Here is a 15,364-nt window from a genome sequence, read left to right on the forward strand (position 1 = left end):
TTCTGTTGAGAGGAAATCGGTGGCCCACACCATTCAATTGCGGAAAGGCCACAGGTGGAAGAAGCGCCGCACACGGCGCCACATTTCTGCGAGCCCCAGCGGCTCGAACACCAGAAAGGCGATGATCAGCCCGCCGAAGATGATCAGACGCACGGGCGAGAGGAAGACGGTCAGCTCCGCCCCGCCGGGCAGCAGATCGACGATGAGCTTGAGCAGCTCGGGCACCATGGTCATGAACACTGCGCCCAGGATGCCGCCCAGGATGGAGCCCATGCCGCCCACGATGATGGCTGCGAGAAAGAAGATGGACATGGTGAGTGGAAAGCTCTCGGGTGTGACCACCCGAAAGAAGTACGCCCACAGGCCGCCTGCCACACCCGCATAGAACGATGACAGGCCAAACGACAGCAGCTTGTAGCGCAGCAGCGGAATGCCCAGCACTTCGGCCGAGATGTCGCGGTCACGAATGGCGATGAAGGCACGGCCGATGCGGGTACGGAACAGGTTGGCTGCGCCCAGCAGCATCAGCACCGTCACCGGCACAATCAGCCAGTACAGACGGAACGATGTGTCCAGATCGATACCCAGCATGCGCGCGGGCGGCATGGAGATGCCTGCCGTGCCGCCGGTGATCTTGAGGTTGGCGAACAGAAAATGGGCGATGAAGGAGGCAGCAATCGTGGCGATGGCCAGATACAGCCCCTTGACGCGCAATGATGGAATGCCGACGATGATGCCGCCCACCATGGCTACCAGGCCGCCAGCCAGCAGATTCAACGCGAACGGCGTGCCCCAGCGGGTTTGCAGAATAGCGACCGTATAGGCGCCCAGCCCCATGAAGGCCGCCTGGCCCAAGCTGACCAGGCCGGTGTAGCCAGTCAGAATGTTGAGACCGGTGGCGCTTGCCACATGGATGGCCACGAGGCATGCCAAGTAGAGCCAGTAGTCGCTGGCCGCAAAAGGAAACAGCACGAGCAGAACGGCGGCAATGGCCAGCCAGAGCTTTTGCGTGCGCGAGTCGAACAGCGCGGCGTCTGCGGTGTAGCTTTCTTTGAGGGTTCCGATGCGCATGGTGTTGTGCCCTTAAAGACGTTCGATCTCGTGCGTACCAAACAGGCCATAGGGCCGGATCATCAGGATGATGACCAGCACGACAAAGGTGGCCAGCAGCTTGTATTCGCCGCCCAGGTAGGCGCCCGCCAGCGCCTCCACCAGCCCGATGATCAGGCCACCGATCAGGGCGCCCAGCACACTGTCCAGGCCGCCCACGATCACCACCACCAGTACTGACAGGCCAAAAACGCCCATGCTTGATGAGATGCCGCCAATGGAGCCGACGATGATGCCGGAGATGGCGGCGAGCATGGCCGATACCACCCAGGCCAGCGAGAAGACGCGCGGCACATTGATGCCGACCGAGTAGGCTGCAGCCTGATCGCTCGCCGTGGCGCGCAGCGCAACGCCGCCGCGCCAGAATCGGAACACCAACAGCACGCACGCGATGAAGACTGCTGCAATCACCGCTCCCCAGAACACCTTGGGGGCGAGAAAGGCCTCGCCCACCATGATGGGCTGGTTGGGCATGAACTCGGGCAGGCGGCGCTGGTCGGCGGTCCAGATCATTTCGACCAGACCGATCAGAACCGACGAGAGCCCCACGGTGACCATGAAGACGGAGATGGGCGGCTCGCCCAGCAGCGGGCGGATCATGGTGCGCTCGATCACGGCGCCGAGCAGGCCGCAGGCCAGCACGGCAGCAGGAATGGCCAGCCACAATGGCAGCGCCCACATGGCGGCGAAGGTGAAGAACAGATAGCCGCCAGCCATCAGCATTTCGCCAATGGCGATATTGACCACGCGCGTGGCCTTGTAGACCATGACGAAGGCGAGCGCCGCCAGCGCATAGAGGCCGCCACCGGCCAGGCCTGTGAGGCTGATCTCGAACAGGTAGGCCCAATCCATCATGCGGCTCCTGCAGTTGCGGCGGCAGGACGCGCAGCCGCCTGGAGCTTGCGGCGCAGCTCGCCCACATCGCCCGATCCCAGGTATGCGCGGCCTACCTCGGGATCGGCCTGCACCAAGGCGGGTGTGCCCTGGGCAATCACCTGCCCGAAGTTGAGCACCACCACATGGTCGGACAGATCCATCACCATACCCATGTCGTGTTCCACCATCAGCACCGTGACGCCCCATTCGGCGCGCACGTCCAGAATGAAGCGCGCCATGTCTTCGGTTTCTTCGCGGTTCATGCCGGCCACGGGCTCGTCCAGCATCAGAATCTGCGGCTGCATGGCCAGGGCCCGCGCCATTTCAACGCGCTTTTGCAGACCGTACGAGAGGGCCGCTACCGGCGCGTGGCGGATGTGGTCGATTTCGAGGAAATCAATGATGCGCTCTTCAATGTCGCGGCGCAGTTCGGCTTCTTCCCGGCGGGCGCGGCCGAGGTAGAAGAGGGCGTCGAATACATTGGTCTTGAGGTGGGCGTGGCGGCCCAGTTTGATGTTGTCGAGCACCGTCATGCCGCGAAACAGGGCAATGTTCTGGAAGCTGCGCCCCAGGCCCAGCCTGGCTCTGCGGGGCGCGGGGATGCGTGTGATGTCTTGCCCCTGGAAATGGATGCTGCCGCTGGTGGGGCGGTAGAAGCCGGAGATGGTATTGAACAGCGAAGTCTTGCCCGCGCCATTGGGGCCGATGACGGCGGTGATCGAGCCTGGTTGCACGCCAAAGCCCACGCCCGACAGCGCCTTGACGCCGCCAAACGCCAGCGTGACCCCATCTACCTGCAACAAAGGGGCAGTTGCGTTGGCACTGCCCGGCTGTCTTGTCTCCATCGGCTTCCTCTACGGGTATGTTCGATGCGGTGGTGATCTACTTTTGCGTAGACTCTTTACTCGTGAGTAGATTTTGAAGATGATGATCCCGTATGGCATCGGTACTTTCCCGCTCCGATGAGGAATGATGATGGCGTCAACAGTTGCTAAATCAACAGATAAACAGCGCAAAGTGGCATCTCGATCGGGCAGGCCCACGGGGCGACCGGCGATGGAGGAATCGCCCTGGGCCAGTGCTCCCAGCCGCGAAATGCAGCGCGAAGCCAAGCGCAATGCGGTGCTGACGACGGCCGCAAAGATGTTCAACGAGCGCGGCTTTCCTGCTACCTCTTTGGACGATATTGCCGCGCGCCTGCAGGTCTCCAAGCCTACGCTGTATTACTACGTCAAGAACAAGGACGAGATTTTGCTGGAGTGCGTGCGCAAGGGTCTGCACATGACGCTGGACGGCATCGAGGCATCGCGCCAGGCAGGAGGCAATGCGCTGGACCAGTTGCAGGCCTGCATGCGCAGCTATGCGGCCATCGTGATCCAGCCTTTTGGCACCTGCCTGATCCGTGTCGGCGACGAGCAGGTGCCCGCTGAAAGCCGCAAGGAGTTGCGGCGGCTCAAGTCAGCCATTGACCACGAGTTTCGCAAGCTGGTGGCGCAGGGGATAGAGCAAGGTCTGCTGCGCCCCTGTGACCCCAAGATGGCGGCCTTTGTGATTGCCGGTGCGCTGAGCTGGATTGGCCGCTGGTACCAGGAGGATGGTGATTACACGGCAGAGCAGGTGATTGACCAGTGCGTGGAGCAGTTGCTCTGCGGGGTGTTGATGCCGGCGCCTGCTCCCCAGGCAGCTACACGCAAGCTAGGCACCAGAAAAGCACCAGCCAGGGCAAGGGAGCCTGCGCCCGGCGCTTGATGGTTTGCAGGTGGTTTATCTGCGTCTGGCGATTTCGCGCGCGCAGGTGATGCCTACCAGAATGCCCCACAGCAGGATCAGCAGCGCCGTGGCCAGGTATTGCTCGCCCTGCTGCATGGCCACCCAGGAGCCCGCCAGGGCAACGAGGGCTGCAACGCGCATCATGCGCCGCAGTTGCTGGCCCGAGAGGCGCGGGCGCAGATGCCACAGCGCAGCAAGCGATAGGACGGCGAGCGCCGTCATGGCGACAAACAGGGGGCCGCCGTATGGAGCGGCCCATTGGGTGAGGGAGTCGATCATACGGCGATTGTCGCAAACACCGGGTCAACTCGTGCACGCCACGGGTTTATCGGGGTGATGCGGCGCGTCACGCGAAATCAGAGCCGGAATCAGTCACGGGTGACCCGCATCACTTCCTCGGCGGTGGTGATGCCTTCGCGCACCAGCCGCTCGCCGTCGTCGCGCATCAGATGCATGCCCGCAGCAATGGCGGTGCTGCGAATCTCGGATTCCGGCGCCTGCGCATGGATCTGCGCGCGGATCTGGTCGTCAACCACCAGCAGCTCGAAGATGCCGGTACGCCCGCGGTAGCCGCTGGGCTCGGTGCTGTCTACGCGGCGCACCAGGCGCTGGGCCAGCACGCCCAGAAGCGATGAAGAGAGAAGGAATGGCTCCACGCCCATGTCGGTCAGGCGGGTGATGGCGCTGGTGGCATCGTTGGTGTGCAGCGTGGCCAGCACCAGGTGGCCCGTGAGCGATGCCTGGATGGCGATCTGCGCGGTTTCGAAATCGCGGATTTCGCCGATCATGATGATGTCCGGGTCCTGTCGCAGAATGGCGCGCAGGGCCTTGGCAAAGGTCAGATCGATCTTGGGGTTGACCTGCGTCTGGCCGATGCCGGGCAACTCGTATTCGATCGGGTCTTCCACCGTCATGATGTTGCCCTGGCTGGCATCGAGCTGGCTCAGCGCGGCATACAGCGTGGTGGTTTTGCCCGAGCCCGTGGGCCCGGTCACCAGCACGATGCCGTGTGGCTGGGCCACCAGCTTTTCAAAGCGGTGCAGGGTTTCGCCTTGCATGCCCACCGAGCCGAGGCTGAGCTTGTTTTCGCTCTTGTCGAGCAAGCGCAGCACGGCGCGCTCGCCATGGGCGCTGGGCAAGGTGGAGACGCGCACGTCGATGGCGCGCATGCCCAATCGCAGGCTGATGCGTCCGTCCTGCGGTAGGCGTTTTTCCGAGATATCGAGATCGGCCATGATCTTGAGGCGTGAGATCAGTGCGGCGTGCAGCGCGCGGTGGGGCTGCACCACTTCGCGCAGTGCGCCGTCGATGCGAAAGCGCACGCTCGAATGGCGTTCGTAAGGTTCGATATGGATGTCGCTGGCGCCGTCGCGCGCTGCCTGTGTGAGCAAGGCGTTGAGCATGCGGATGATGGGCGCATCGCCTGCGGATTCCAGCAGGTCTTCCACAGCCGGGATGTCCTGCATCATGCGCGAGAGGTCGGTGCCTTCCTCCACTTCGCTGATCACGGTGGCAGCGTTCGATTCGCTGTGCGAGTAGGCAGCGCTGATCCGCTGGGCCAGCTCGGCATCGGCCAGGTGGGCCAGGTGCTGTACCGGGAACTTGCGCAGCACTTCGGACAGTGCAGCGCTGTTAGGTACGGCTCCGTGCCACAGCAGGTACTGGCCGGCATCTTCTTCCAGCAGCAACTGGCTGCTGCGCGCAAAGGCATAGGGCAGGGGGTGGCGCATCAGGTCAACCGTTCTTCGATCAAGGCTCAAAACGCATGCCTTGCGGCGTGACGGTGAGCGCAGGCGCCTGCAATACCGGTGCCTCGGAATAGCCCAGCGGGGTGCCGGAGGTTTGCTGCGACATTGGCGTGATGATGGCCGAATCGTTGACCGGCACCATGGTGCTTGGTGTTGGCTGGTTGTTGATCTGCAGGCCCCGCATCAGGTCGTAGCGGTCGAGGCTGACCTGGCGCGTGGTATCGGCATCGCGCATGACAACGGGGCGCAGAAACACCATCAGATTGGTTTTCTTGCGTGAGCGGGTGTCGCTGCGGAAGAGTGCACCAATGCCCGGCAGATCGCCCAGGTACGGGATCTTTTGCACCGAGCCGGAGTATTGGTCCTGCAGCAGGCCGCCGATGACGATGATGGAGCCGTCATCCACCAGTACGGTCGATTCGATGGAGCGCTTGGTGGTGGATGGCCCGTTGGTGTCCTTGGCTGTGCCGTCGATGACGTTGGAGGTTTCCTGGTAGATGGTCAGCTTGACCGTGCCGTTGGCATTGATCTGCGGGCGCACGCGCAAGGTCAGGCCTACGTCCTTGCGCTCGACCGTGGTGAAGGGGTTGACCGTACTGGTGCTGTTGGTGGATGCGTAGGAGCCGGTGACAAACGGCCGGTTTTCGCCCACCAGGATCTGCGCTTCCTGGTTGTCCAGGGTCAGCAGGTTGGGAGTGGCCAGAATGTTGCCGTCCGCGTTGGACTGCAGCAGGTTGGCCAGGGCGCCCAGCACGTATTCGCCGTTGTGCTTGAAGGCGATGCCCGCGTTCATGCCTGCGCTGGGCTTTGCACCTGCGTAGTTGCCGTTGTTCTGGCCGGTGGCAATGCCCGCTGCAAGGTCGAACAGGTTGGCGCCGCCGACGCTGAAATTGTTGCCTAGTATGCCGACCACGTTGTTGCCCTGGCCGAGGAGGCTTTGCCATTGCACACCAAACTGGGCGGCTTTCTCGGCGCTGACTTCAACGATCAGGCTTTCCACCAGCACCTGGGCGCGGCGGCTGTCCAGCTGGTCGATCACGGCGCGGATCTGGCGGTACAGCGGCTCGGGGGCAGTGATGATGAGCGAGTTGGTTGCGGTATCGGCCTGGATGATGCCACCGGTGGCGCTGCCAGTTTCGGTGCTGCTGCTCAGGGCGGTGCCGGTATTGAGGCGGTTGTTGCCACCCAGGGTGCTGTTGTTGCTGGTGCTGGTACCCAGCGAGCCGGAGGATGTGCCGCCCAGCGACGTGCTCCCGCCCATGCGGGTGCTGCTGCTCTGGCTGCTGCCCGATAGGTTGATGGCCGGGCTTGCGCCGCCACTGTCCTGGCCGGACAGGGCCGCCCGCAAGGTGGTGGCGAGCGCCGTGGCATCGGCATTGCGCAGATACACGACATGGATGTTGCCGGAGGCGTCGCCCCGGCTTGGGCTGTCGAGCTTGCTGATCAGGTTCTTGGCCTGCGCCAGGCGGGCTGGGTTGGCTGCACGCAGCACAATGCTGTTGGTGCGGCTGTCCGCCAGGATGGCCGTGCGGTAGGCGTTGTCCGTCTGGGCTCCGCCCGGCTGCGCGGCCGCGCTCGGCACGCCGCCACTGCTGGTGGCGTTGCCTCCTTCTACCAGGCGTTGGAGCAGCGGGACGATGTCGCTGGCCACGGCGTGCTGCAGCGGCACGATTTCGACATCGCTGGCGTTGGCTACGTCCATGCTGGCAACGATGCGCGAGAGGCGCTGCAGGTTGTCGGCATAGTCGGTGATCACCAGCGAGTTGTTGCCGGGATTGACGTTGATGGTGTTGTTGGGACTGATCAGGGGGCGCAGCACGGGAACCAGGTTGCTGGCGTTTTCATAGTTCAGCTTGAAGATCTGGGTCACGATCTGGCCGCCGCCCTGCACCTGGCCACCGGCACCACCCTGGCTGATGCGCACGGAGCCGCCCTGCAGCTTGGCATCGGCCTCGGGCACCACCTTGTACAGGCCCGCGGCTTCGACCACGGTGTAGTTCTGCAGGCGCAGCGCGGCAAGAAACTGCTCGAAGGCTGCACTGGGCGTTACCGCCTTGTCGGTCACCAGGTTCATCGTGCCTTTGACGCGCGGATCCACCACCACGTTCTTGCCGGTAATGGTGGCCATGGTCCGGGCGATTGATTCGATGTCTGCATTGGCAAAGTTCAGCGTCACCGGCTCGCCGGGGCGAATGCTGGATGTGGCCGTGCTGACAGCGGTCTGCGCATGGATGCTGCCTGTGGCTCCCGCCAGCAAAATGCCTGCTGCGATTGAATGCAGAGCAAATCGAACGCTGTTCTGTGTGAGATTCTTCATAAATTCAGTCATTCAGGTCGCAACGCACCAACTGGGCGCTATCCGCAGTTCTCAGGGGAGAGGACGCGAAGCGTTTCAAGGGGGAATTCATCTAACCCACCGATAGCAGCACACGCTTGCCGTTGCGCTGCCCAATCATAGTCAAGAGATTGGCAAGGGCTGCTTCGCGGCCTTCGGCCGCCCAGGCCTCGCCTTGAAAACGCAGCCGTTGGCCAATCCATTGGCCCTTGCCCTGCAGTTGCAGAGCGCCGTCAAGGGTAGACAGCTGCAAGGTGGTCATATCGCCGCCCTGCACCTGTACCCGGTAGCTGCCCAACGGCTGGATGGTGGACAGGCGCGATGTAACTGCCATGGCATCCAGCTCGGCGCCGCCTTGCACCTGCAGGCGCCCTGCGTTCAATGCCAGCGAAAGATCATGCGTTTTGAGCAGCAGTTGTCCTTGTGCCTGGATGGTGTTCCATGGCGTGCCCAGGCCTGCCAGCAGGGCGGCGGGCCAGCGGCTTTCATGCGTTGCCAGGGTGATGGTTGCGCCGCCCCAATGGGGCTGGATATGGATGGGCAATGGCGTCGCCATGCAGCAGTCTGCATTCCAGCGCATCGCAAGGCCCGTGAAGTTGGGGCGCAGTTGCCAATCGACCCGGCCAGGCAGCGCCATCTGGTCGCGGCTGGCTTTGCCACCGGTCAGCACCCACTGGGCTGATCCACTCCAGACGGTGCCGCGCGGCTCGCGCAGCTGCAACTGGTCCTGGGTTGCCCAGGCTAGGGCCTGCGCCAGCCAATACGCGGGCGCGTATGCCACCAGCGCCGCCGCGCCGCCCATGCATGCACCGGCCACTGCCCAGCGCCAGGGCGCGCGAGCGGGCCTGGCGGCGGTGGTTGGGTGCGAGCGGTGCAGAAACATGGAAATGCGCCGCCTTACTGTCCGGCCTGCGCCGATAGTTGCAGCACGATGCTGCCTGACCAGGTAGGTGCCGCATCTGCCTTGGCCGCATTGTTGCGAGTCAGACGCAGCTCGACTGGAATGGCATGGGCATTGGCGCGCACTTGGCCCAGCCAGCGCTGGGTGGAGACTGCGGATGCATTGCTCAATGTGACGGTGACACGCTCGCCTAGCACAGAAAGCTTGGCGGTCGCGCCCAGTTGCTGGGTGAGGCTGGATTCCAGTTGCTGGCGCGCTTGCGCGGTCGTCAAGGTGGTGGCCGATTGCAGCTGGCGCGCTTCGCTCTGCAGCGACTGCATGCGGGCAAGGTCGGCATCCAGGCGCGCATGTTCTGCGGGCGCAGTGCGCCAGGCCTGCAGCACAGGGGCAATGGCCAGCCACCACAGCAGGGCAATCAGGACAACGGCTGCAGCCAGCGATACGCCGCGGCGCTCGCGTGCGTCCAGCGCTATCCAGCGCTGGCGCAGTTGCGCGAAGGCGGTATTGGTGGAGGCCGCTTTGCGGACAGGCATGGAGGCGTTGTTTCTCATGGCCGGGCCTCCGCGCGGATCACCCACTGGTCGTTTTGCATGTCGGCCCGCAAGCCTTGGGCCTGCAGCTTGGTGCGGAAGGCGTCAAAGCCATCCGTGGGCAGGCCGCGCAGGCGCAATTCGCTGTTGCTGTATTCGATGCCCGATGGTGTGGCGCTGGCTGGCAATGCGGCCAGTGCTTCGCCCGCCGCAGCAAGCAGTGGCTCAGCGTCGCCCGCTGTCAGGCCGCCCGAGGCTTGGCGCAGGTTGGCCACTTCGCGGGCCATCTGAACCGGGGCATCGACTACGACCTGCACCTTGGGGAAAGTCGTTGTGAGGGTGTTTCGCACCAGCGCGGCCTTGGCGCGCAGTTGCTGGCGCTCCTGCCAGGCCCAGATGTTGGCGCCGATCAGGGCAATCAGTGCCAGGGCCACTACGCCCCAGCGGGCAGGTTTCCAGGCGGGGGCGTGCAGTACATCGTTGAGTCCGCTGCCCAGGCGGCGCTGCAGGCGGTTGCGGCCACTGTTGGCAAATTCCAGCTGGGCCAGATCCCAGTCGCTGCGCGCCGCATCCAGCAAGGATTGGGCTTGGGGGTAGAGGCGCGCCGGGCGTTGCAAGAGTTGTTCGGCAGTGCTCGCCACGGCGGGCTCGGCATGCACAACGCTGTCGGCATCCAGGGCGGGCAGCAGCGGCGCGGTGTCGCGCGACAGAGGCAGCACCAGCACGGCGTTATCGGGGCCGGTGCCATACACCACGGCCTGCGGCCACTCGGGGCTTGCGGTGATCAGCAGTTGCGCACCATCTGGCGAGGGCTCGCCAGGTGCGTGGCTGGGCACGACGCGGGCTACGGCGCGGCCTGCGGATTCGAGGTTTTGCAGATGTTCGCGCAGCCAGGCGCGGGGGCAACAGGCAATCCAGATGGGCTCGCCTGCCGCAATATGAGCCGCATCCGGCTGCAGTGCAAAATGCAGCTGGGCCGGGTCATCGAGCAGGTGTTCTTCCAGCACGCCCTCCAGTACGGCGCGCAGGCGGGGCGACCCGAGCCCCACGCCCTGTGGCAGGGGGGCGCGTTGCCACGACAGCATGGCCGCAGGTACCACGGCCACCACTTCGCCTGTGCGGCCCGGCTGGGGCAGGAGACCGGCGGTGGTACTGCCTTGCTGGCTGATGGCCTCGCCGTCCGGCGACAGGGCATAGCTGTAGCTGGGGGCTGTGCCAGCTCCCAGGGCGCCTGTGTCCGGGCCATTGGCCATCGGCAATGAAATCAGTAATGTACTCATGAGCGTGTTGTGCGCTGCATTGTAGAGGGCTGGCGTTCACCAAACTGCAATACGCTTGTCATGGCTTGTCTTTACGGCGATCTGGCCGCCGCCATATGGAAGAGGGGGTGTCTTCAAAAATAATAGCTGCTGGCGTATGTGGTGTTTGAGTTCTGAGTGAAACGCATGAAAAACCTCAAGTCCGCCAATGAGAGGCAGCTCTCATTTTGATGGCAACCTGGCCCCTGGGGTGATGGGGCAGCAGCGTGGGTTGTCGTGGTTGAAAGAATGCGTGGCGTCGTCACTGCCCTCCAGGAAAGGCAGAGCCGCCTTCTGCCAGCAAAGTGGCGGGCATGGCCGCCCCGCGCTCGCGCACCACGGTCGATACAGACAGGCCCTGGCGGTAGACCAGCGATTTCTCCTGTACCACCAGGTCATCAAAGCGCAGCCGCGCCCAGACTTCAAAGTAGGCGGTTTTCACGTCAAGCAGGCCGATAGCCGCTGCCAGTGCCTGGTTGTTGGGAAAGCGCTGCTTGATATCCGCAGTGTTTTCAAATGCCTTGGTTGTGCGCATCTGCGCGATCTGCTGGGCCGTGGCAAAGTCCAGGCCATCGACCGCCGCCCAGATGACCGTGGGCGAAGCGGTATTGATGTTGACCAGCGTGGTCTGCGGCAGAAGTGCCACGTAGGGCTCCAGCGCCGCCAGCGTGGCGGGCGACAAGCCCCACCAGGCCAGCTCCTTGTAGGTGCGAGGCAAGAGCGGTGCGTTGGCGGCCTTGCCTTCGCTGCGCAGTGCGGCGAGCGCCTGTTGGTTCAGCAGCGTCAGTTCGGCGCTGGGCAGGCCCAGGCGTTCAAACAGGCGCTCGAACTGGCGCTGGGCAGGCAGATTCAAGGCATTGCTGCTGACCAGATTGCGGATGTTGAGCCGTGCCTGCGCGTCCACGACTGCCCCGGATAGAAAGGCCTGCGCGGCGTCGATGGTGGCGTCGTCGATATTGCTCTGGTTGTTGGTGGCCTGCAAAAAGGTGGACAGACGTGCCTCGGCCAGCGGTACCGACCAAGGTTCGGTCAGCGAGTCGGTGCCGCCGCTGGTACGCGCATCATGGCGCAGGATCTGACGTGAAAAATCCAACCCGCCCAGTAGCAGCCATGCGGCCTGCACGCGCGTGCGCTCGGCGCCTTCCACTTCAAGGTTGCGCCATTGCTGCCACACGGCGCTGGCCGCAATGGTGGCCACCAGGGTGACGGTGAGCATGGCCGCCAGCAGGGCGGCGCCGCGCTGGCCTAAGCGGGTGCCATGGCTCATGATTTGTTGCCCCCCAGGATCGGGTTCACCCAATCGGATGTGATGGTTCCGGACAGCGCGCCGGGCGCGGGCAGCTCCAGGCTCAGGCGCACGCCATCGGGCAAGGGCGTGTCGGTGGGGTTGTTCGGGTCGGCTCGGGTATCGGTGGCACTGCTTGACAGCGGGTTGCTCCAGCTATTGCCGCGAAAGTACAGCAACTGCCAACCGCGCACTGGCATCAGCACCGTGGTTTGTGGAATGCCGTCGCCGTTGTTGCCAGTATTGCCATCCACGGCGCCATTGGTGACGGCATGGTTGGCCATCTCCCAGGCCTGCTGCCATTCCTGCGCATTGCGCAGCGGGGGCGACTGCCAGCGCACCCAGTAGGAGCGGCCCTGCACATTGCGCAATGCCCAGCCCACCACGCGCAGGCCTTGCTCGTTGATGTCGCTGCTGCGGCGGGTGATGCGCAGGACGCGGCCGTTCCATTCGATGGGGGTGGTGGCACCCACGCGCTCGATTGCGTTCAAATCCGTATTCCACTGCGCCAGCGCTGCCTGCGCCACCATCACTTCTTCGCTGTAGATGCGGGCCTGTTCCTGAGCGCGCACCATGCCATCAATGCCGCGCCAGCTGGCTACTGTCATCACGGCCAAAATGGCGATGGCGATGAGCAGCTCGATGAGCGTAAAGCCGCGACCGCGACTGGTAGCTTTGCACCGCCTTGGTGCCGCATAGCCAGCAAGAACCACGTCGCAGCGTGGCTTGGCCCGGCAAATACCGCCACTTCTCTGCGGGGCAGACATGAAGCGGCTCAACAGCGGGCTCATATCAATACCTGCCTATGATTGTCGTCAGGCGCAGCAGCGGCGTGGCACCGTCGAACACATGCGCGTCAATGCGCCGGAAGTCTGGGTTGGGGGTGGGAAACACGCCCACGCGCACGTCAAAAATGCGACCGGCCTGTTCGCAAGCCACGCTGCTGGTGCCCAGGCCCGGCAGCTGTTGCGACAGGCGTGCTGCGGCCAATTGATTCTCGGCACAGAGCTGGGCGAGCATTACATCGCCTTGGCGCCCTGCTGTCTGCGTGAGGGCGTTCATGGCCTTGCCGCCAGCCAGCAGTGCAATGGCGACGATGGCAAGCGCCACCAGGACTTCGATCAGGGTGAAGCCCCGGCTATGCCGATGCAGGTTGCGCGTGTGGCGTTCCATGACCCGGTGTGCTACTGGCCTTGCAGCGCAAACGGTCGCACGCCATCAGTCGCCACCAGCACTGTGCGGGCACTGCGGCTGGGGTGGGCAATGGCAATGGCCTGTGGGCCGATCAAAGGCTCGGGGCCGAGGATGATGTCGCCACCAGTGCGCGCTGCGACCGGCGGCTGCAGCCAGGCCATCCGGCGCGTGCCGCCTTGCAGGCCTTCGATCACAAAACCATTGCTGTCCGCACGCCAGCGCGCTGGCTGGCCGCTGGCACGGGACTGCGCACGTGCTGCCTCCAGCTGCGCGGCAAGGCGCTGGCCTTCGCGCTGCAACTGATCCTGGCTGTTGTCTCCCATGGCAAACACGACGCCCACGCTCACCAGCGCCATCAGTGCGATCACAACCAACAGCTCCACCAGCGTGAAGCCGTGGTGGAGTTTGCGCATTGGGTTGCTATGGTTTTTGATGCTCATCCGCAATATGGATACCTGTCGGCAGCCAAAATAACTCTGCATACACTGTGGCTGACTATGGGAGGCAATGCGTTCCAGCCCGTTTACTGCCAGCTGCCGATATCGGCATTGTTGCCTTCGCCGCCCGATTGTCCATCGGCGCCAAAGCTCATCACATCTACTTCGCCCTTCACCCCGGGGTTCAGGTACTGGTATGGATTGCCCCAGGGGTCCTTGGGCAGCTTTTCCAAGTAGGGCTTCCAGTTCATGGGCTGCGGGCCGCTGGCAGGGCGGTTGATGAGCGCAGCCAGCCCCTGCTCAGCAGTGGGGTAGCGTTGGTTGTCGAGGCGATAGCGCTTCAAGGCGCCCATGATATTGGTCACATCGGTACGTGCTGCCGTGACCCGGGCTTCGTCGGCAGCGCCGATCACATTGGGAACAATCAGTGCGGCCAACACACCGATGATGACCAGCACCACCATCAGCTCGATCAAGGTAAAGCCACGCTGAACGTGGGCTGAGGCGCGGCGCACAGCCGGCAGCAGGCGGGTAGAAAACATCATGCTCTCTGGGCAAAGTTTCGGAAATGACATCTGCGTGCATCATAATCTGCGAATGGTGACACTCTCGCGCAACCCCTGGTCTCCTCGGCTCGCGGCCGGCCTTTTATGGGCTGGCGCCGCTGCATTGGCAGTGTTTTGGGGGCTCACGCTCTCGGCACCGCGCCAGGTGTCTGTAGTGCCCCAGGCAGGCGGCGCTGCGCCTGTACAGGCCAGCGGCGCTGCCATGGCGCGTGTATTGGGCGTGCAGGAAGGCGCGCCCGTTGCCGCACCCGCAGCCCCCACGCGCTGGCGCTTGCTGGGGGTCATGGCTGGCAAGAACAGCGGCGGTGGCGCCGCCGTGATCGCGGTGGACGACCAGCCTGCCAAGGTTTTCCGCGTGGGCAGCACGGTGGCCGACGGTCTTGTACTGCAGTCGCTGCGCAGCGATACACCCCGTACCGTGAGTCTGGGTGCTGACGTGGATGGCCCTGCTGCCGTCAGCATTGAGCTGCCAGCCATCAAGGGCCTCGGCGCTGCGCCGCAGCCTTTGGCAGCGCCGGTAGCGGACGCACCGCAGGCCAACGTGGACCATAGCACTGGCGTATTGCGCGACCGCTGACGGGCGCCATGAGCCGTATTGCGGATGCACTGATCAGCCAGCCTCGCAAAGAGGGCGATATTGCCGCTGCCATTGCGCAGGCCACACAATGCCTTGAGAACTTTACCGCCGCTTTCAACCGGCAGGATCTGCAAGGCATGGACGCGTGCCTCCATTTTCCGCACCAGATGTGGTCGGGAGCGCAGTTGCTGGTGTGGCAGCAGCCGGGGAGCCATTCGCGGGATTTCTTTGCATTGTTGAGCGCGACCGGCTGGACGCATACCCGTTACGAGGCCATTTCTCCGGTGCTTGCCAGTGCGGACAAGGTGCATTTCGTGGTGGACTACACCCGCCGTGGCCTGGGGAATGCAGAACTGAGTCGCCACCAGAATCTGTGGATGGTTGTGCAGCGGGATGGTCGCTGGGGCATCGTGTTGCGTTCGTACTGACGGAGTGATTCGCTGACGTCAAGGAGCTTGGTGGCTGGGCATGGCAGGCGATGACGGTGCCCCTCATGTTTCAGCGAAGCGGCAGACGGATCCATTCACCATAGGCCAGTTTGACCGATGGCCAGTCTTTGGCGGTGGGCTGGCGTTCGCCGCGTGTGATGAGCCAATGTGCGCATTGCGCCACATCCACCAAGAAGCAAGCGGTGCGCGTGACCGGCTTTGTTGCATAAATCGGTTTGAGACTGAGTCTCCCCAAACCCCAGACGTAGTTATGCCACGGCCACCGTTTGGGGCGTGCCCAGCTCGGTG

Annotated in this window: 17 protein-coding genes and 1 pseudogene; 3 read left to right on the top strand and 15 right to left on the bottom strand. The window is 63.8% G+C overall.

Features of this window, described 5'->3' with window-relative positions:
- Positions 1 to 33: 33 nt before the first annotated feature.
- Genes HNP33_RS16490 through HNP33_RS16500 form a run of 3 tightly spaced genes read right to left on the bottom strand, consistent with a single transcriptional unit; the run spans position 34 to position 2,831 of the window.
- The gene (locus HNP33_RS16490) at positions 34 to 1,071 is read right to left on the bottom strand and encodes a branched-chain amino acid ABC transporter permease (RefSeq protein WP_184710390.1); all 1,038 of its coding nucleotides are present in this window, start codon (positions 1,069 to 1,071) and stop codon (positions 34 to 36) included.
- A 12-nt stretch (positions 1,072 to 1,083) separates the two neighbouring features.
- Complete coding sequence (locus tag HNP33_RS16495; RefSeq protein ID WP_184710388.1) at positions 1,084 to 1,965, bottom strand: branched-chain amino acid ABC transporter permease; 882 nt, start codon at positions 1,963 to 1,965, stop codon at positions 1,084 to 1,086.
- The gene (locus HNP33_RS16500) at positions 1,962 to 2,831 is read right to left on the bottom strand and encodes an ABC transporter ATP-binding protein (protein ID WP_184710386.1); all 870 of its coding nucleotides are present in this window, start codon (positions 2,829 to 2,831) and stop codon (positions 1,962 to 1,964) included. The genes HNP33_RS16495 and HNP33_RS16500 overlap by 4 nt, the downstream gene beginning before the upstream one ends.
- 127 nt (positions 2,832 to 2,958) lie before the next feature.
- Here HNP33_RS16500 and HNP33_RS16505 point away from each other — a divergent pair, with 127 nt between their 5' ends.
- The gene (locus HNP33_RS16505) at positions 2,959 to 3,735 is read left to right on the top strand and encodes a TetR/AcrR family transcriptional regulator (protein ID WP_184710384.1); all 777 of its coding nucleotides are present in this window, start codon (positions 2,959 to 2,961) and stop codon (positions 3,733 to 3,735) included.
- A gap of 15 nt (positions 3,736 to 3,750) precedes the next feature.
- On the opposite strand, the gene HNP33_RS16510 is transcribed toward HNP33_RS16505, so the two are convergent.
- The 11 genes from HNP33_RS16510 to gspG form a co-directional block, all read right to left on the bottom strand.
- Positions 3,751 to 4,035 carry a hypothetical protein gene (locus HNP33_RS16510; RefSeq protein WP_184710382.1) on the bottom strand — a complete coding sequence of 95 codons (285 nt, stop codon included), beginning with the start codon at positions 4,033 to 4,035 and terminating at the stop codon, positions 3,751 to 3,753.
- Between the two features lie 89 nt (positions 4,036 to 4,124).
- Positions 4,125 to 5,486 (bottom strand): GspE/PulE family protein, encoded by a 1,362-nt coding sequence (locus tag HNP33_RS16515; protein ID WP_184710380.1) that lies wholly within the window; start codon positions 5,484 to 5,486, stop codon positions 4,125 to 4,127.
- Positions 5,487 to 5,505: 19 nt separating this feature from the next.
- On the bottom strand, positions 5,506 to 7,821 hold the full coding sequence (gspD, locus tag HNP33_RS16520; protein ID WP_184710378.1) for a type II secretion system secretin GspD: 2,316 nt from the start codon (positions 7,819 to 7,821) through the stop codon (positions 5,506 to 5,508).
- Between the two features lie 91 nt (positions 7,822 to 7,912).
- Positions 7,913 to 8,722 carry a type II secretion system protein N gene (gspN, locus tag HNP33_RS16525; RefSeq protein ID WP_184710376.1) on the bottom strand — a complete coding sequence of 270 codons (810 nt, stop codon included), beginning with the start codon at positions 8,720 to 8,722 and terminating at the stop codon, positions 7,913 to 7,915.
- A gap of 14 nt (positions 8,723 to 8,736) precedes the next feature.
- Entirely contained in the window at positions 8,737 to 9,291 is a 555-nt protein-coding gene (gspM, locus tag HNP33_RS16530) for a type II secretion system protein GspM (RefSeq protein WP_233464565.1), read from the bottom strand.
- Positions 9,288 to 10,550, bottom strand: a complete 1,263-nt coding sequence (gspL, locus tag HNP33_RS16535; RefSeq protein WP_184710374.1) for a type II secretion system protein GspL — start codon at positions 10,548 to 10,550, stop codon at positions 9,288 to 9,290. Before gspL ends, gspM begins: the two co-directional genes overlap by 4 nt.
- A gap of 280 nt (positions 10,551 to 10,830) precedes the next feature.
- Positions 10,831 to 11,835, bottom strand: coding sequence for a type II secretion system minor pseudopilin GspK (gene gspK, locus HNP33_RS16540; RefSeq protein ID WP_184710372.1), 1,005 nt, complete (start codon positions 11,833 to 11,835; stop codon positions 10,831 to 10,833).
- The gene (locus tag HNP33_RS16545) at positions 11,832 to 12,644 is read right to left on the bottom strand and encodes a PulJ/GspJ family protein (RefSeq protein WP_233464566.1); all 813 of its coding nucleotides are present in this window, start codon (positions 12,642 to 12,644) and stop codon (positions 11,832 to 11,834) included. The genes gspK and HNP33_RS16545 overlap by 4 nt, the downstream gene beginning before the upstream one ends.
- Before the next feature lies 1 nt (position 12,645).
- On the bottom strand, positions 12,646 to 13,026 hold the full coding sequence (gene gspI / locus HNP33_RS16550; RefSeq protein WP_184710370.1) for a type II secretion system minor pseudopilin GspI: 381 nt from the start codon (positions 13,024 to 13,026) through the stop codon (positions 12,646 to 12,648).
- A gap of 11 nt (positions 13,027 to 13,037) precedes the next feature.
- A complete protein-coding gene (locus HNP33_RS16555; RefSeq protein ID WP_233464567.1) occupies positions 13,038 to 13,460 on the bottom strand; it encodes a pilus assembly FimT family protein in 423 nt (140 codons plus the stop codon).
- A gap of 110 nt (positions 13,461 to 13,570) precedes the next feature.
- Positions 13,571 to 14,026 (bottom strand): type II secretion system major pseudopilin GspG, encoded by a 456-nt coding sequence (gene gspG / locus HNP33_RS16560; protein WP_418903855.1) that lies wholly within the window; start codon positions 14,024 to 14,026, stop codon positions 13,571 to 13,573.
- Between the two features lie 55 nt (positions 14,027 to 14,081).
- Between gspG and HNP33_RS16565 the strand changes: the two genes are divergently transcribed.
- Together HNP33_RS16565 and HNP33_RS16570 are read left to right on the top strand one after the other, a co-directional pair.
- Positions 14,082 to 14,627: a type II secretion system protein N gene (locus tag HNP33_RS16565; protein ID WP_184710364.1), complete on the top strand. Its 546-nt coding sequence runs from the start codon at positions 14,082 to 14,084 to the stop codon at positions 14,625 to 14,627.
- 8 nt (positions 14,628 to 14,635) lie between these two features.
- A complete protein-coding gene (locus tag HNP33_RS16570; RefSeq protein ID WP_184710362.1) occupies positions 14,636 to 15,055 on the top strand; it encodes a hypothetical protein in 420 nt (139 codons plus the stop codon).
- A gap of 70 nt (positions 15,056 to 15,125) precedes the next feature.
- Here the strand turns inward: HNP33_RS16570 and HNP33_RS20885 are convergent.
- Positions 15,126 to 15,364 (bottom strand): annotated as a pseudogene (locus HNP33_RS20885) (hypothetical protein); the annotation flags it as partial.

Source organism: Comamonas odontotermitis (assembly GCF_014207855.1).
Classification (GTDB): Bacteria; Pseudomonadota; Gammaproteobacteria; order Burkholderiales; family Burkholderiaceae_C; genus Comamonas; species Comamonas odontotermitis_A.

Coding starts and splice junctions, on each gene's coding strand:
- gspL (WP_184710374.1), bottom strand. CDS start 10,550: ATGAGTACATTACTGATTTCATTGCCGATGGCCAATGGCCCGGACACA.
- gspD (WP_184710378.1), bottom strand. CDS start 7,821: ATGAAGAATCTCACACAGAACAGCGTTCGATTTGCTCTGCATTCAATC.
- gspN (WP_184710376.1), bottom strand. CDS start 8,722: ATGTTTCTGCACCGCTCGCACCCAACCACCGCCGCCAGGCCCGCTCGC.
- gspI (WP_184710370.1), bottom strand. CDS start 13,026: ATGGAACGCCACACGCGCAACCTGCATCGGCATAGCCGGGGCTTCACC.
- HNP33_RS16500 (WP_184710386.1), bottom strand. CDS start 2,831: ATGGAGACAAGACAGCCGGGCAGTGCCAACGCAACTGCCCCTTTGTTG.
- HNP33_RS16555 (WP_233464567.1), bottom strand. CDS start 13,460: ATGCGCAAACTCCACCACGGCTTCACGCTGGTGGAGCTGTTGGTTGTG.
- HNP33_RS16570 (WP_184710362.1), top strand. CDS start 14,636: ATGAGCCGTATTGCGGATGCACTGATCAGCCAGCCTCGCAAAGAGGGC.
- HNP33_RS16515 (WP_184710380.1), bottom strand. CDS start 5,486: ATGCGCCACCCCCTGCCCTATGCCTTTGCGCGCAGCAGCCAGTTGCTG.
- HNP33_RS16495 (WP_184710388.1), bottom strand. CDS start 1,965: ATGATGGATTGGGCCTACCTGTTCGAGATCAGCCTCACAGGCCTGGCC.
- HNP33_RS16545 (WP_233464566.1), bottom strand. CDS start 12,644: ATGAGCCCGCTGTTGAGCCGCTTCATGTCTGCCCCGCAGAGAAGTGGC.
- HNP33_RS16490 (WP_184710390.1), bottom strand. CDS start 1,071: ATGCGCATCGGAACCCTCAAAGAAAGCTACACCGCAGACGCCGCGCTG.
- HNP33_RS16510 (WP_184710382.1), bottom strand. CDS start 4,035: ATGATCGACTCCCTCACCCAATGGGCCGCTCCATACGGCGGCCCCCTG.
- gspM (WP_233464565.1), bottom strand. CDS start 9,291: ATGAGAAACAACGCCTCCATGCCTGTCCGCAAAGCGGCCTCCACCAAT.
- HNP33_RS16565 (WP_184710364.1), top strand. CDS start 14,082: ATGGTGACACTCTCGCGCAACCCCTGGTCTCCTCGGCTCGCGGCCGGC.
- gspG (WP_418903855.1), bottom strand. CDS start 14,026: ATGTTTTCTACCCGCCTGCTGCCGGCTGTGCGCCGCGCCTCAGCCCAC.
- HNP33_RS16505 (WP_184710384.1), top strand. CDS start 2,959: ATGATGGCGTCAACAGTTGCTAAATCAACAGATAAACAGCGCAAAGTG.
- gspK (WP_184710372.1), bottom strand. CDS start 11,835: ATGAGCCATGGCACCCGCTTAGGCCAGCGCGGCGCCGCCCTGCTGGCG.